Annotated in this window: 15 protein-coding genes; 10 read left to right on the top strand and 5 right to left on the bottom strand. The window is 59.3% G+C overall.

What is annotated here, in order from left to right:
- Window positions 1-89 precede the first annotated feature (89 nt).
- Window positions 90-764, bottom strand: a complete 675-nt coding sequence (locus tag J2S67_RS01365; RefSeq protein ID WP_070490094.1) for a metal-dependent transcriptional regulator — start codon at window positions 762-764, stop codon at window positions 90-92.
- A 223-nt stretch (window positions 765-987) separates the two neighbouring features.
- Here J2S67_RS01365 and J2S67_RS01360 point away from each other — a divergent pair, with 223 nt between their 5' ends.
- Window positions 988-1,350, top strand: coding sequence for a hypothetical protein (locus J2S67_RS01360; RefSeq protein ID WP_035754866.1), 363 nt, complete (start codon window positions 988-990; stop codon window positions 1,348-1,350).
- A gap of 154 nt (window positions 1,351-1,504) precedes the next feature.
- Window positions 1,505-2,590, top strand: a complete 1,086-nt coding sequence (gene serC / locus J2S67_RS01355; RefSeq protein WP_310248646.1) for a phosphoserine transaminase — start codon at window positions 1,505-1,507, stop codon at window positions 2,588-2,590.
- A gap of 133 nt (window positions 2,591-2,723) precedes the next feature.
- Here the strand turns inward: serC and J2S67_RS01350 are convergent, their stop codons facing one another.
- The gene (locus J2S67_RS01350; RefSeq protein ID WP_070507684.1) at window positions 2,724-3,359 is read right to left on the bottom strand and encodes a DUF3027 domain-containing protein; all 636 of its coding nucleotides are present in this window, start codon (window positions 3,357-3,359) and stop codon (window positions 2,724-2,726) included.
- Window positions 3,360-3,458: 99 nt separating this feature from the next.
- Here J2S67_RS01350 and J2S67_RS01345 point away from each other — a divergent pair, with 99 nt between their 5' ends.
- The 7 genes from J2S67_RS01345 (at window position 3,459) to J2S67_RS01315 (ending at window position 9,302) form a co-directional block, all read left to right on the top strand.
- Window positions 3,459-3,830, top strand: a complete 372-nt coding sequence (locus tag J2S67_RS01345; protein WP_310245567.1) for a hypothetical protein — start codon at window positions 3,459-3,461, stop codon at window positions 3,828-3,830.
- Window positions 3,831-3,971: 141 nt separating this feature from the next.
- Window positions 3,972-4,679, top strand: coding sequence for a response regulator transcription factor (locus J2S67_RS01340; protein WP_035754860.1), 708 nt, complete (start codon window positions 3,972-3,974; stop codon window positions 4,677-4,679).
- 11 nt (window positions 4,680-4,690) lie between these two features.
- Window positions 4,691-6,316: a sensor histidine kinase gene (locus tag J2S67_RS01335; protein WP_310245563.1), complete on the top strand. Its 1,626-nt coding sequence runs from the start codon at window positions 4,691-4,693 to the stop codon at window positions 6,314-6,316.
- A 195-nt stretch (window positions 6,317-6,511) separates the two neighbouring features.
- Window positions 6,512-6,802: a WXG100 family type VII secretion target gene (locus J2S67_RS01330; RefSeq protein ID WP_035754858.1), complete on the top strand. Its 291-nt coding sequence runs from the start codon at window positions 6,512-6,514 to the stop codon at window positions 6,800-6,802.
- A 75-nt stretch (window positions 6,803-6,877) separates the two neighbouring features.
- Complete coding sequence (locus tag J2S67_RS01325; RefSeq protein ID WP_035754855.1) at window positions 6,878-7,816, top strand: DUF4031 domain-containing protein; 939 nt, start codon at window positions 6,878-6,880, stop codon at window positions 7,814-7,816.
- Window positions 7,817-7,956: 140 nt separating this feature from the next.
- On the top strand, window positions 7,957-8,292 hold the full coding sequence (locus tag J2S67_RS01320) for a PadR family transcriptional regulator (RefSeq protein WP_035754853.1): 336 nt from the start codon (window positions 7,957-7,959) through the stop codon (window positions 8,290-8,292).
- Complete coding sequence (locus tag J2S67_RS01315; RefSeq protein WP_310245556.1) at window positions 8,289-9,302, top strand: permease prefix domain 1-containing protein; 1,014 nt, start codon at window positions 8,289-8,291, stop codon at window positions 9,300-9,302. The genes J2S67_RS01320 and J2S67_RS01315 overlap by 4 nt, the downstream gene beginning before the upstream one ends.
- 119 nt (window positions 9,303-9,421) lie before the next feature.
- Here J2S67_RS01315 and groL read toward each other — a convergent pair whose 3' ends face one another.
- The 3 genes from groL to J2S67_RS01300 form a co-directional block, all read right to left on the bottom strand.
- The gene (groL, locus tag J2S67_RS01310; RefSeq protein WP_310245553.1) at window positions 9,422-11,047 is read right to left on the bottom strand and encodes a chaperonin GroEL; all 1,626 of its coding nucleotides are present in this window, start codon (window positions 11,045-11,047) and stop codon (window positions 9,422-9,424) included.
- Between the two features lie 225 nt (window positions 11,048-11,272).
- On the bottom strand, window positions 11,273-12,013 hold the full coding sequence (locus tag J2S67_RS01305; RefSeq protein WP_070490114.1) for a LytR C-terminal domain-containing protein: 741 nt from the start codon (window positions 12,011-12,013) through the stop codon (window positions 11,273-11,275).
- Window positions 12,014-12,020: 7 nt separating this feature from the next.
- Window positions 12,021-12,380 (bottom strand): DUF3263 domain-containing protein, encoded by a 360-nt coding sequence (locus J2S67_RS01300; RefSeq protein ID WP_052048267.1) that lies wholly within the window; start codon window positions 12,378-12,380, stop codon window positions 12,021-12,023.
- A gap of 148 nt (window positions 12,381-12,528) precedes the next feature.
- Between J2S67_RS01300 and J2S67_RS01295 the strand changes: the two genes are divergently transcribed.
- Window positions 12,529-13,386, top strand: coding sequence for a uracil-DNA glycosylase (locus J2S67_RS01295; RefSeq protein WP_083285504.1), 858 nt, complete (start codon window positions 12,529-12,531; stop codon window positions 13,384-13,386).

Raw genomic sequence — 13,386 nt, 5'->3', positions numbered from 1 at the left:
TTATGCAAGCGCTTCGCCACCAGCAGACCGGTATCACCCGAAGTATTAAGTGTGACGTTACCCGGCCGTTATAGCAGCGAGCTGTGAAGCTACTGTGCTACGAAAATGTGTGCTGAAACTTCCGGTGGAAGCTCTAAAGCACCTTCCACGCCATCGACGCGCACCACAATGTAATCCTCTTTGGTGTCTGCGCTGATGCGTGCCTGCGGTTTGATGCCACCGTCACGCAGTTGCCCCATTAGGACCGGGTCAACCTGGAGGGTTTCGGCGAGCGCCAGGACCTCCCCTTTATATGTGCCGGAGTCTGCGACGGCTTTCTCCAGGTTGGTCCCTGGGATGTGCGACTCGCCTTGATCTGTTGCTTCTGGGATGCGGATTCCGTATGGGGAAACGGATGGGTCATCGAGGATTTCTGCGATGCGTTCTTCCACACGGTCACTCATGACGTGCTCCCAACGGCACGCTTCTTCATGCACGAATTCCCAGTCAAGGCCGATCACGTCAGCTAACAGCCGTTCGGCGAGCCGGTGTTTACGCATCACGGAGATCGCGCGTTCGCGGCCCAGTGGGGTGAAGGTGAGATGCCGGTGCTCGTCCAGCAGTAGGAGGCCGTCGCGTTCCATGCGGGCAACGGTTTGGGACACAGTTGGGCCGGAGTGGCCTAAACGTTCAGCGATGCGCGCACGCATGGGTGGGATGCCTTCTTCTTGAAGTTCCAAAACCGTGCGCAGATACATCTCTGTTGTATCGATGAGTTCAGACATGCCGTGCAACTGCTCCTTATGCATTAGCCCACCACACGCGTTTGCCCACACGCATGTGGTGGCGTTACCTCACAGGCAATGGTGAGCGTCTCCAACCCGCCACCAGGCCCCGCGGGGCTCTCATGTATTAAACCCTAGTCCGTTTCCGCTTCCCAGCAGTGCTTTCGTTTTCGTTTCCGATGTCGTTAAATGAACTAAACCCAGTGTGGAGGTGGAGAAAGAGATGGAATATTCGACCGGACTGAAAATCTTCATCGCTGCCTGCTGTGCTTTCGGTTCCATTTTCACTGGAGCGAACGGCTTGCCTTTAGTGGCCGTGGCGGCCGCCGCCGGCGCAGTGTTGGCGGGAGTCTTCGCCATAGCGGAGGTTGCCCGCAACTCCCCCACACGAGGTTTTGCCGTGGGTGTTGCCGCGTCCGTGTTTTCGGTGCTGGCGGTTGGTTTTGTCCTCACAGCCGCTGAGACTGTCCCTCACTGGGCCACTGCAACCCTGGGAATCCTCAGCGCTGGGCTATGGGGTCTTTTAGCTGTTGTACATAAAGTCACCAAGCCGGACACCGCATCGGGCGCTGATCAACCTGCCTGAGACATGAAGCGGCCTGAGTCATAAAGCTGACCAGAACCCGGGGAATCCAGCTGGGATGCGAGAGACTGAAGGAACACGGTTTCGGCTGCCAATCGAAACTGACGTTCCCGAGCTAGGAGTATGAGTGAGCGAGTTTCCCCGCATCCCTGCAGACATGATTCCTGTTGATGGCCGTTTCGGCGCTGGCCCGTCCAAGGTGCGTGATGCTCAGGTTCAGGCCATTGTTGATCATAGGGACCTATTGGGGACGTCGCACCGGCAGGCGCCGGTGAAGAACCTTGTGAAGTCGGTCCAGGAGGGTGTCGCGCAGCTCTTCTCTATCCCTGAGGGCTACCAGGTGGTGTTGGGGCTCGGTGGCGCTACCGCGTTTTGGGATGCCGCCGTGTTCGGTTTGGTTGAGCGTAAGGCCCAGCATTTGGTGTTCGGGGAGTTCGGTGGCAAGTTCGCTTCCGCTACCCAGGCGGCGCCGTTCCTGGAGGATCCTGAGGTGATCGAGTCGGAGCCCGGTACGGTCCCGGAGGCTCAGGCCTCGGACGCCGATGTGTACGCGTGGCCTCATAACGAAACCTCAACTGGTGCCGCGGCTGGAGTGAAGCGTCCGGCAGAGATCTCAGAGGACGCGCTACTGCTTGTTGATGGCACGTCCGCGGCCGGTGGCTTGCCGGTGGATGTCAAGGAAACTGACGTCTACTACTTCTCGCTGCAGAAGAACTTCGGTTCCGATGGCGGCCTGTGGGTTGCGATCATGTCGCCCCGCGCGCTCGATCGTGTGGAGCGGATCGCTGAGTCTGGCCGTTGGGTTCCCGCGTTCCTGAACCTCAAGACGGCCGTGGATAACTCGGCGAAGAACCAGACCTATAACACGCCTTCGCTTCCAACGTTGGTGTCTTTCGATGCTCAGCTGAAGTGGATGAATGAGAACGGCGGCTTGGATTGGGCTACGGCCCGCACCGCTGAGTCAAGCCAGATCATCTACGACTGGGCTGATTCCCACAGCCTCGCGAACGCGTTCGTTGAACGGGCTCAGGACCGTTCGCAGGTGATCTGCACCATCGACTTCGATGATTCTGTCGACGCAGCCTGGCTCGCTAAGGCTCTGCGCGCCAACGGCATTGTTGACACGGAACCGTACCGCAAGCTGGGACGCAACCAGCTGCGTATCGCTACGTTCGTCAACGTTGAGCCAGAGGATGTCCGTAAGCTCACCCGAGCCATCGACTTCATCCTGGAGAACCGCTAACCCGAGGTAGCTAACCTTTTTAGGATTTAAACGTTGTTGGGGCGAGGATCTTCCTCGCCCCAACAACGTTTAACACTGCAGCTATTGGTTCAGTGTCCCGCGTTACCGTTCACGGGTACCGAAAACCTGGTGCCTAGCTTTTCTTGTTGCTCCGGTGGCCACGGCGGCGACGGCGCCGGCGACGACGCTGCAACGCTTCGCGACGAGCCGCACGGTTCCCTGGAGCACCACCGGCTGCCTTGCCCGTAAGGTCTTCTTCAACGTCCGCATCGCCGGTCGCGTCTTCAGCAGCTGAGTCTTCTTCTGCCTCAACTTCCGCATCGGCCACATCACTGTGTGCGCGGCGTGGAGCATCATCCGCGTCGTCTCCAGTTTCGCTGGCGCCTTCATCGGCCTCAGCCCCGTGTCGCGTTTGCTCTTCAGCCTCTTCGGCTTCCCTCTTAGCGGCTTGCTCCTCTTTATACGCGCGCATCCGTTCTTCCCACGGAACCCAATCCGGCGCCAAAAGAGCCCCGTCGCCAGGAACCAAGCCAGACTCATTGACGGTGGGGGTCTTCCCGCGGGGTGGGCGGGTCAACGTCACGTACCAACGCCAACCCACATAGCCGTCCTGGATGCATTCAAAATAGTGGGTCACCACGCGGGAATCTTCCGCGACCGCCTCCAGGTGTTCGCCCACAACCGTTTCAGGCTCGTGTTCAAGCAACGCGTCGCGGGCCTGCGTTTTGGCTTCCGCCAGCACCGAATCGAGTTTCGGTTTACGGGCCACGTTTCCTCCTTAGCGTCACACGGGATCCCGGATGGCCGCGTGTTCACAACGTTCTTGACTTTTAAGCCTACGACATTGTTTAGCGCTACCATTGCACTGATGACGCAGCAGAATTTTGGCCAAGACTCTAGCCACGCAAGCCCCGCCGAGGGCGCAGGTGAAGTATTCACCGAGGACGCTCAGGCACCGCTGGATTCCCCCGAACAAGCCGCCGATGTGAAGACAGCGAGCCGCCCAGTGTGGACGGCCGTCCTAGTTATGACGGCGATCGCCGGCGTGGTCAGCTTGTTCGCTCTGCTCGGCATCTTGGTCGACTACTTCTTAGGTCTTGGCTTTGGCCGTTACTTCACTGCGGTTGGTTTATGGGGCCTGCCTACCGCTTTCGCTGGCGTCATGATCCTGATTGTGTGGGGTGCCGTTGAACGCTCCCGCGCGAACCGCCGCGTTGCGCACTCACATCCTGAAGAATAACGATGCGCTAGCGCCCTAGCATCGGCCGCGCTTCACTCCTTGCAGCATTCCTAACGCGGTCACTTCTTCATCCAGCAAGCATCTGGCTGGCGTCCTGCTACCGTTCAGCAAACATCCAGCTTCCGGCGCCATAATAAGCCCATGAAACCCAACGCATCTGAAGCTAAGTTGCTCGTTGTTGATGACGAGCCAAACATTCGTGAGCTCCTTGCTACCTCATTGCGTTTCGCTGGTTTTGACGTGGTTGCGGCGGGCACCGGCCAGGAGGCTCTCGCCGCGGTAGAGCGCGAGGAACCTGACCTTGCGGTCATGGACGTCATGTTGCCTGACCTTGATGGCTTCGAGGTGACGCGTCGCCTACGTGAAACAGGCCGGCACTTCCCTGTCGTGTTTTTGACGGCGCGTGATGACACGAGCGATAAAGTCACGGGGCTCACGGTCGGTGGTGACGACTATGTGACCAAACCGTTCTCGCTGGATGAGGTAGTTGCCCGCATCCGTGCCGTGTTGCGCCGTACCCAGCCTGAGATGGAGAACGAGATCCTAAGGGTGGCTGATCTTGAGCTTGATGATGACGCGCACGAGGTTCGCCGCCGTGGCGAGACCATTGACCTCTCCCCTACCGAGTTCAAGCTGTTGCGTTATCTCATGATGAACCCGAACCGTGTGCTTTCGAAAGCCCAGATTCTGGATCACGTATGGGAGTACGACTTCAACGGTGACGCATCGATCGTCGAATCCTATATTTCATATCTACGCCGCAAGGTGGATGCTCCGCATGATTGGGAGCCACTGATTCACACCAAGCGGGGTGTCGGCTATTTGTTGCGCACCCCTGAAAAGCGATAGGTTCTGTCTCTTTGCTGGACTGGTTTCGCCGTACTCTTCGCCGCATTTCGCTTCGGTCTAAGCTCGTTGCGATGATGGCTGGCCTCATGATGGCCGGCATCGCTGTGACGGCGTGGGGCACCGCGCAGACAACCCAAGCGGCGTTGATGGAGCGGGTGGACCGTGACTTAGCAACCAACATAGGTGAGCTGCAGACGGGCCTCGAGGTTGCGTTACGTACAGGTTCGGACCGGGTGACGGGTACTTCACCGAACGCGTTGACGTTCTTTGGTCAGCTGTATGACGAGAACGGCGAGGCTGTTCTGACGAAGGGTGTCGGGACGGTGGATCAGCCAGCGCTCCCCTCGGTCACCGCTGAAGTTGTATATGAGCATGACCGGCGCCCTTTCACGGTGGCTGGCACCGACCCGACCTCGCGTGGTTGGCGTGTCAAAGCCGTGATGCGTTCGGACCGTCCAGGCACCATGGTGATTGCGTGGCCGTTACGGGATACGGTGCGCACGGTTGAGCAGGCGACGGCCTCTATCTTGGTTGCTGGCACGCTCGCGACCATGGTGATGTCGCTGGTGGGCTACGTCATCACAACGCGGGCCTTCAAGCCGTTGTCCGATGTTGAGCGGACCGCCGCGAAGATCGCTGGCGGTGACTTGTCATTGCGTGTGCCCAAGTACCCGCTGGAGACCGAAGTCGGTAGCCTTTCGGAGTCTTTGAACGTCATGTTGTCCCGGATTGAGTCCGCGTTCAAGGCACAGCAGGTTTCCGAGGAGAAGATGCGGCGCTTCATCCAGGACGCCTCGCACGAGTTACGAACGCCGTTGGTGACGATCCGCGGCTATTCGGAACTGTATCGTCACGGCGGCATCCCTGTTGGTGAGCCGTTGGATCAGGCGATGGGCCGGGTCGAGTCTGAAGCTAAGCGGATGACTCAGTTGGTTGAGGACTTGTTGACGCTGGCTCGCCTGGATGAAGAACGCCCGCTGGAATCGCAGGAAGTAGATTTGCTGATTCTTGCGCACGATGCGGTGGCTGATGCCCGCGTGAGCGCACCTGATCGGACCATCAGTTTGGTAGGGATCGATGGCGAGCCTCCTGTTTCTGCGCCGACGCGCGGAGATGAGGCGAAGCTGCGTCAGGTTTTGGTGAACCTCATGACGAACGCGATGCGGTATACGCCGGAGGGCTCCCCGATTGAGGTTGCAGTGGGTTCCCGTTCGGTGGTTGAGGGGCATGACGTCGTGGTTCTTGCGATCGTGGATCATGGCCCAGGTATTAAGCCGGAGGATGCGCACCGTATTTTTGAGCGGTTCTATCGCGGTGATGAGTCACGTGACCGTGAGACCGGAGGCACCGGTCTGGGCCTGGCGATTGTTGCGGCGATCGCTAAACAGCACGACGGCAGCGTCGTGATCACTGATACCCCCGGTGGTGGGGCCACACTCGAGTTGCGCTTGCCGAGGATTGAGCTTTCAGAGATGGAAGACAGCTACGACGACAGCGATGACGACACTGACGACGACAGCGGCAACCTGGGTGACACCGGCAACCTGGGTGACAGCGACCGACCGGATGACAGCGGCAACGACGCCGTGCCTGGGGTTTCTGGTCGCTTGATGCCGCCACCTCCCCCAGAGAGTTAGAAGCTTCGCAACAGTAGTGTGAGGGTTGCAGAAGCGCCAACTGCGCCGTCCCGTTATTCACAGGGGCTCAGACTCCCGTACTTGTCCACATCTTTTGGTGATGCGACCGAGTCGAGTCGGTGTTTTCATAACGTGGTGACCAGGGCCAAGAACGGACCTGAATCAACACCATTCCAATTTGTGGAGGTTTTCACCATGGCAATGTTCGCAACCGATACTGGACTCATGCGGCAGAAGTCGGCAGCTGTTTTGGCTACCGCGGAACGTGTACGTGCTGAGGTCGATAGCATGCGTGCTTCGCTCACTGAACTGCAGGGCACGTGGAGCGGTTCGGCGTCCGCTAACTTTCAAAACATCGTTGCGCAGTGGCGGGCCACCCAGGCCCGCGTTGAAGAGTCACTGTCTCAGATTTCCGCTGCTCTCACGCGTGCCTCTGAACAGTATGACCAGGTTGAGCAGGCGAACATGAGCCTGTTCGCTCAGTAGCCTTGCATCACGCTGAAGGTATCCCGGCCGCGGTGGTGCCGCCAACCTCGGGCGGCGCCCTCTAGGCTGGGGTGCATGACGATTCTGATTGATCCTCCCGTGTGGCCGGCCCACGGAACCCACTTTTCACATGTGGTGTCAGATACGTCTTTGGAGGAGCTTCACGCGTTTGCGCAGCGCGCGGGTCTTCCTCAGCAGGCTTTCGACCATGACCATTACGACGTCCCACTGCGAGTCTATGAATCCCTCATCGCACTGGGCGCGGTCCCAGTCTCAGCTGCTGAGCTGACTAGGAGGTTGCGGGACTCAGGCTTGCGCGTTCCAGCACGTGATCGCATCGAGCGTATTGAAACCCGCCTGGCGAGCGAATTCGAGCGCCTCTTGCCGGGGCAGGCAGGGTTGTGCCGTGGGTTGCTTGAGCGGTGGAAGGAACCGCACCGCCGCTATCACGACCTGCGGCATTTGAATCAGGTGCTCGCCAGCATCAACACGATCGCAACATCTTCCGGTATGGATGATATGCACGGTGGCCGAACCGCCGTGCGTACCGCGCGTTTGGCCGCGTGGTGGCATGACGCGGTCTACGAGGGCAAACCTGGCGAGGACGAACACGCATCAGCCGAATTAGCGGCTCAACAGCTCCAGGGTGTCGTGGAGCATGATGTTGTGCACCGTGTTTATCGCGCGATCCTGGCAACCGCTGATCACGCCGCTTACGCTCGGGAGGCAGTTCAGGGGCGGGGCGAGGTTGATGCAGGAGTGAGCGTGTTGCTGGATGCGGATTTGTCTGTTCTGGCGCGCCCCCACGCCGGTTATCAGCGCTATGTTTTGGATGTCCGCAACGAATACGCGCACGTTCCTGACGAGGATTTCGTTGCGGGACGAACCCGTATTTTGAAGGGAATGCTGGCAACACCGCAGCTCTACATCACGGATTTCGCGGTACAGAACTGGGAAGCTAAAGCAAGGTCTAATATCGCTGGAGAGCTGGCCCGCTTGAACATCCATCATTAGCTAGACCGCTACCGCAACGAGGGCGGATCAGGAGACTTTTCCTTGGTCCGCCCTAAAATTTACCCCTCATACTATGGCAGACATAGTACGTCACGTGTAGGATCAGATGTGAGACATCAGACACGAGGAACGGAGATGACATGATCAGCGGAGATGTCATCCGCGGCGTGATCGACATTCTTGTTCTCGAATGCGTCTGGGATGAACCTTCATACGGATACGCGATATCCAAGCACATCGAAAACCGGGCAGCCGGGCGCTACAGCATCAAGGAGACCACGCTGTATTCGGCCATGCGCAGGCTAGAGAACGCAGGTTCTCTCGAATCCTTCAAAGGGGCTTCGGAGACCGGCCGCCCCCGCACCTACTACCGAATCACCGACGATGGCCGCAGCTTTTACCTGGCACGGTGCCAAGAGTGGCTTGCCACCGTCGAGATGGTCAGTCTTTTCATCAGGAATGAGGAGCTATCATGAACGCAATCCAGAGCTACATCGAAAACATGTTCAATGCACTGCCTGATTCCCGTGAGGTCAGGCGGGCCCGATCCGAACTGCTACAGATGTGCGAAGACCGGTACACAGAACTTCGTAATTCTGGGGCAAGCGACAACGAAGCCGTGGGTAAGGTCATCACGCAGTTCGGCAACCTGGACGAACTCGCTGATGAGCTGGGGATCCGCACCGAATTCGAAACCTCCCGAGAATCTTCGGTACACCTTTCGAAAGTGGACGCTGAGAACTTCTTACGTCAGCGCCGCCGCACCGCTCGCTTCGTCGCGGTAGGGGTCTTCCTCATCCTGCTGGGGTGCGGTTTCATCGCTACGTTCGGCATAGCCAATGATTCACCGCGCGGTGCGTTCTTCACGAATACCGGCCCGTTATCTCCACTGTCTGTCGGTTTGGCTGGCCTGTTCGTTTCCGTGGCGATCGGTGTTGCCCTGTTCTTCGTATCTGGCTCTTCCCGTAATGGAGTCAGTCTCAACGAGTTCGACTCAGTTGATCTTGAACCGAATGTTCTGCTCGCATACGAAAGAGAGAAGAAGCAACGTTCAACGCGCACTAGCTTCTTGATGGGCGCTGGCGTGGCGCTCATCATTCTGGCGGTAGCTGCAATGGCTATTTGCGGCGCGGAAGCCGATGCTTCAACAACCCCTGAACGCTTCCATCAGGTCGGTTTGATGATCCTCTTCCCACTCACTGGTATTGGTGTTGCCTTCCTGACTATCGGCGGGATTGAACGTAGCGCCTATAACCAGTTGACCTCAACGCGCGACTACGCGCCGGAGAAGTTGGAGGCCCGCCGCAAGATCGACCGGATCGCCGGCCCTTACTGGTGCTTTGCCACTTTGGTCTTCCTTGTGTGGGCGTTCGCGTTCGACGCGTGGAGCACGGCTTGGGTGATCTGGCCTATCGCAGGTGTCCTGTTCGGGCTGATCGCCGCGCTCATCTCTTCTAGAGCAGAGGTGAACGTAGAGCCAAGGTGAAACAGTTGAGGCCCCGAACACGCTTCGTGTTCGGGGCCTCAACTGTGTTCTGTAGGTTGCCCCGTTCTAGGAACTACCCTGTTCCGCGGGTTCGGGTGAACCGCACGGTTAGGCGGGCATTACATCATGCCCATGCCGCCCATCTGGTCTGCACCTGGCATCTCTGGAGCCTTCTCAGGGATGTCGGCGACAACGGCTTCGGTGGTGAGGAACAGACCAGCGATGGATGCCGCGTTCTGCAGTGCAGAGCGGGTCACCTTGACTGGGTCGTTCACGCCGTCTTCGAGCAGGTTGACGTACTCGCCGGTTGCGGCGTTGAGGCCAAAGCCTGGCTCGAGACCGCGGACCTTATCAACCACAACGCCTGGCTCCATGCCTGCGTTGATAGCGATCTGCTTGAGTGGTGCCTCGATAGCGACCTTGACAATGTTCGCACCGGTTGCTTCGTCGCCTTCCAGGTTGAGGCCAGCGAATGCCTTCTCGCCTGCCTGGATCAACGCGACGCCACCGCCTGGGACGATACCCTCGTCGACGGCTGCCTTCGCGTTACGCACGGCGTCTTCGATGCGGTGCTTGCGTTCCTTAAGCTCGACCTCAGTTGCGGCACCTGCCTTGAGAACAGCCACGCCACCTGCGAGCTTCGCGAGGCGCTCCTGGAGCTTCTCGCGGTCGTAGTCGGATTCGGTCGCCTCCAGCTCGGCGCGCAACTGTGCAACGCGGCCGGCGATCTCCTCGGCGGAGCCTGCGCCCTCGACGATCGTGGTCTCGTCCTTGGTGACAACAACCTTGCGGGCGGTACCCAGCATGTCCAGCGTCGTGTTCTCCAGCGAGAGGCCTACTTCTTCGGAGATGACCTGGCCGCCGGTCAAGATCGCGATGTCGGCGAGCATCGCCTTGCGGCGGTCACCGAAACCTGGGGCCTTGACGGCAACGGACTTGAAGGTACCGCGCAGCTTGTTGACAACTAGGGTTGCCAGCGGCTCGCCCTCGACGTCTTCGGCGATGATCAGCAGCGGCTTGCCGGACTGCATGACCTTCTCCAGGACAGGGACGATGTCCTTGACCGCGGAGATCTTCGAGTTGACGATCAAGATGTATGGGTCTTCAAGCACGGTCTCCTGACGCTCGGCATCGGAAACGAAGTATGCAGAGATGAAGCCCTTATCGAAGCGCATACCTTCGGTAAGTTCGAGGTCGAGCCCGAAAGTGTTGGACTCCTCGACGGTGATGACGCCTTCCTTGCCCACCTTGTCGAGGGCTTCAGCGATCAGTTCACCGATCTGCTTATCTCCTGCGGAGATCGATGCGGTTGCTGCGATCTCTTCCTTGGTTTCGATCTCCTTAGCGGAGCCGAGCAGCTGCTCAGTAACCGCGTCAACAGCTTTCTCGATGCCGCGGCGGATAGCGATCGGGTCAGCGCCAGCGGCTACGTTGCGAAGGCCTTCCTTCACGAGAGCCTGGGCGAGGACGGTAGCGGTGGTCGTGCCGTCGCCTGCTACGTCGTCAGTCTTCTTAGCGACTTCCTTGACGAGCTCCGCGCCGATCTTCTCGTACGGGTCTTCGAGTTCGATTTCCTTTGCGATGGAGACGCCGTCGTTGGTGATGGTGGGTGCGCCCCACTTCTTCTCCAGAACAACGTTGCGACCGCGTGGGCCGAGGGTTACCTTGACTGCGTCGGCCAGCTGGTTGAGGCCGGATTCGAGTCCGCGGCGTGCTTCCTCGTCGAATGCAATGGTCTTTGCCATGGATTCAGATGTTCCTTTCCGGAAACGTCTAGTGAAAGCATTTCTGTCCCATCTCAAGGTCGCGCCCGCGACGGTACGGGGCGTAGCGCCCCTCACTTCCTCGAGTGGTCTCGAAACACACAACCACCATTTCTGGCAGTCAGCGCGCTCGAGTGCTAATACCATGTTGGCACTCTGACCACGAGAGTGCAAGATAGATGCGTTTGCGTGCGCCCACAGCGCAATCTAGCGAGGCGTGTAGTCCGCTCCGAGCACCACGGTGATGTCGCTCGGGATGTTCTGGTGCTGATACGTCCCGGAGATCCCCAGGCTCCGAGCGACCTTCGCCGCGACCTGCGCGTCAGCTTCATTCTTGTAGTACACGAGGCTCGTGCTCTCGGGGCGGCTCCACTGCCCAGCAACTCTTGGCTGGAAGCCCTGCTGGGTCAGGTAGTTGGCTGCACCGCGCGCCATCCCGTTACGGTTGGTCGAGTTATAGACCGCCAACGGCACATCACGATCTTCACGAGCCGGCTCGCTACTTTCCTCGTCCTCACTTGGTGATTCGCTGCTCTCCGGCGACTCGCTCGATTCTTCGCTTTCGGCTTCTTCAGAGCTGGAGCCTCCAGAGTCCGCGCTTCCAGATTCAGCGCCGTCGGCACCCGAGCCTTCCGTGTCAGACTCGCTCGGGCTCGGTTCCTCAGATTCCGTATCGCTTGCGCTCGCCTCTTCTGTTGTGGATGGCGAGGCTTGAGGTTGCTCGGTTTGTTTCTCGTCTTTTTTGAAGTCGCCGAATGCTTCGGCGGCCCACGGCCTCACAACGATGTACATCACGAGCCCCACCACCAGCACGAACGCTCCAACGATCAGAAGCGGCCGCAACCGCTTAGTTGGGGACGGGAATTCAACCCAGTTCCTGTGAGCGCCAACCCGTTTGGATGTCTCGGGCACTGAGTCGAATTCGTCGGTGGGGTATCGATTGGCCATGGTTGTCCTATCCCTCCATACTCGTTGCCCGGGTGTTGCCGGCGGCGGCCGTGCGCGCGGCTCGTTGTTGTTGTAGCCGCTCCACCACGTAGGGCGCATAGCGGCGGGCTACTGGCTGGTCGATGAGCCCATTGAGGATCTGGTAGTACTGCGTTGCTGTGAGTCCAAAGTTGGCGCGGATCGCGTCTTCTTTGGCGCCACTATATTTATAGGTCTTCTTCTCAAAGTCGAGGATCCCGCGATGCAGTTCGGGGAGGGTTTCATCCCCCGCTGCGGTCTCCCCCGCTGGAGAGTCTTCTGACTCAAGATTGGGATCGGTCAAGTTGGGTTCGGTCAAGGAGTGCCGGGGTTGAGGTGTTTCAGCCACTGCGCTCCTTTGCTTGGTGTGCTATGCGGCGGCCCGTTTCTGGCCTAGCCTTCTGGCCTACCCCTCGGGCTTGTCCGTCTGGTGTGGCCGTCTAGTTTCGCCGCGGTGCGTGTTTCATTCTAACCGTCGCACATGCCAGCATTGATTCATGAGTGCATTACCGGCTGATGCGTTACCTGCTGTAATCGTCCCGACGAGCGCGGAGGTCTCCGCTGATCCCTCCAGTTGGTTCCCGCGCTGGCGTGAACGGTGGCTGAGCTGGGGTGTCGCACCGGCCTGGTGTGATGTTTTGGCTGGCTTGGGTCCGCAGCTGGGGCGTGTGGGGGACGAGTTGGCTGCCCGCCTTGCCGCGGGCGAGCGTATTCTGCCGGCTCCGCAACATGTGTTCCGTGCTTTGTCTATTCCCCCGGAGGACGTCCGGGTCCTGATTATTGGGCAGGACCCTTACCCGACTGAGGGGCATCCGATCGGCCTAGCTTTCGCGTGTGATGCGTCAGTGCGGCCGCTTCCCCGTAGCTTGGTGAATATTTACCGTGAGCTTGCTGACGATGTGGGGCTCGCCCCGGCCGCGCACGGTGATCTTTCGCGGTGGCTGGCTCAGGGCGTGATGCTGTTGAACTCCTCGCTGACGGTGACTCGTGGCGAGGCTGGCTCTCATTCGCGTTGCGGTTGGCACGAGGTCACGGGCGCGATCGTGTCGGAGCTGGGTCGGCGCGGGGCACGTCGGCAAGGATCTGGTCAGCACGGACCTGGTCGTTACGGATCTGGTCATTACGGATCTGGGCAACAGACGCAGGGGCAATACGGCGCGGGCGCTCCTGTTTGCATACTGTGGGGCCGGCATGCCCAAAGTTTCGAGCCCATGCTTCAGGAGCATCCGGTGATCAAGAGCGCGCACCCTTCGCCGTTGTCGGCCCGTCGCGGCTTTTTCGGTTCGCGTCCTTTTTCACGCGCGAATCAGGCCCTGGTCTCGATGGGGTATGACCCCATCGACTGGACCGTGTAG

Source organism: Pseudoglutamicibacter albus (assembly GCF_031458175.1).
Taxonomy (GTDB): domain Bacteria; phylum Actinomycetota; class Actinomycetes; order Actinomycetales; family Micrococcaceae; genus Pseudoglutamicibacter; species Pseudoglutamicibacter albus.
The sequence above is the reverse complement of the archived record's forward strand: the minus strand, read 5'-3'. Positions and strand labels throughout refer to the sequence as shown.

What these genes read in the sequence shown, in the direction of transcription:
- J2S67_RS01365 (WP_070490094.1), bottom strand. Translation starts at nt 764, where the DNA reads ATGTCTGAACTCATCGATACAACAGAGATGTATCTGCGCACGGTTTTG.
- J2S67_RS01360 (WP_035754866.1), top strand. Translation starts at nt 988, where the DNA reads ATGGAATATTCGACCGGACTGAAAATCTTCATCGCTGCCTGCTGTGCT.
- serC (WP_310248646.1), top strand. Translation starts at nt 1,505, where the DNA reads ATGATTCCTGTTGATGGCCGTTTCGGCGCTGGCCCGTCCAAGGTGCGT.
- J2S67_RS01345 (WP_310245567.1), top strand. Translation starts at nt 3,459, where the DNA reads ATGACGCAGCAGAATTTTGGCCAAGACTCTAGCCACGCAAGCCCCGCC.
- J2S67_RS01340 (WP_035754860.1), top strand. Translation starts at nt 3,972, where the DNA reads ATGAAACCCAACGCATCTGAAGCTAAGTTGCTCGTTGTTGATGACGAG.
- J2S67_RS01330 (WP_035754858.1), top strand. Translation starts at nt 6,512, where the DNA reads ATGGCAATGTTCGCAACCGATACTGGACTCATGCGGCAGAAGTCGGCA.
- J2S67_RS01325 (WP_035754855.1), top strand. Translation starts at nt 6,878, where the DNA reads ATGACGATTCTGATTGATCCTCCCGTGTGGCCGGCCCACGGAACCCAC.
- J2S67_RS01320 (WP_035754853.1), top strand. Translation starts at nt 7,957, where the DNA reads ATGATCAGCGGAGATGTCATCCGCGGCGTGATCGACATTCTTGTTCTC.
- J2S67_RS01315 (WP_310245556.1), top strand. Translation starts at nt 8,289, where the DNA reads ATGAACGCAATCCAGAGCTACATCGAAAACATGTTCAATGCACTGCCT.
- groL (WP_310245553.1), bottom strand. Translation starts at nt 11,047, where the DNA reads ATGGCAAAGACCATTGCATTCGACGAGGAAGCACGCCGCGGACTCGAA.
- J2S67_RS01305 (WP_070490114.1), bottom strand. Translation starts at nt 12,013, where the DNA reads ATGGCCAATCGATACCCCACCGACGAATTCGACTCAGTGCCCGAGACA.
- J2S67_RS01295 (WP_083285504.1), top strand. Translation starts at nt 12,529, where the DNA reads ATGAGTGCATTACCGGCTGATGCGTTACCTGCTGTAATCGTCCCGACG.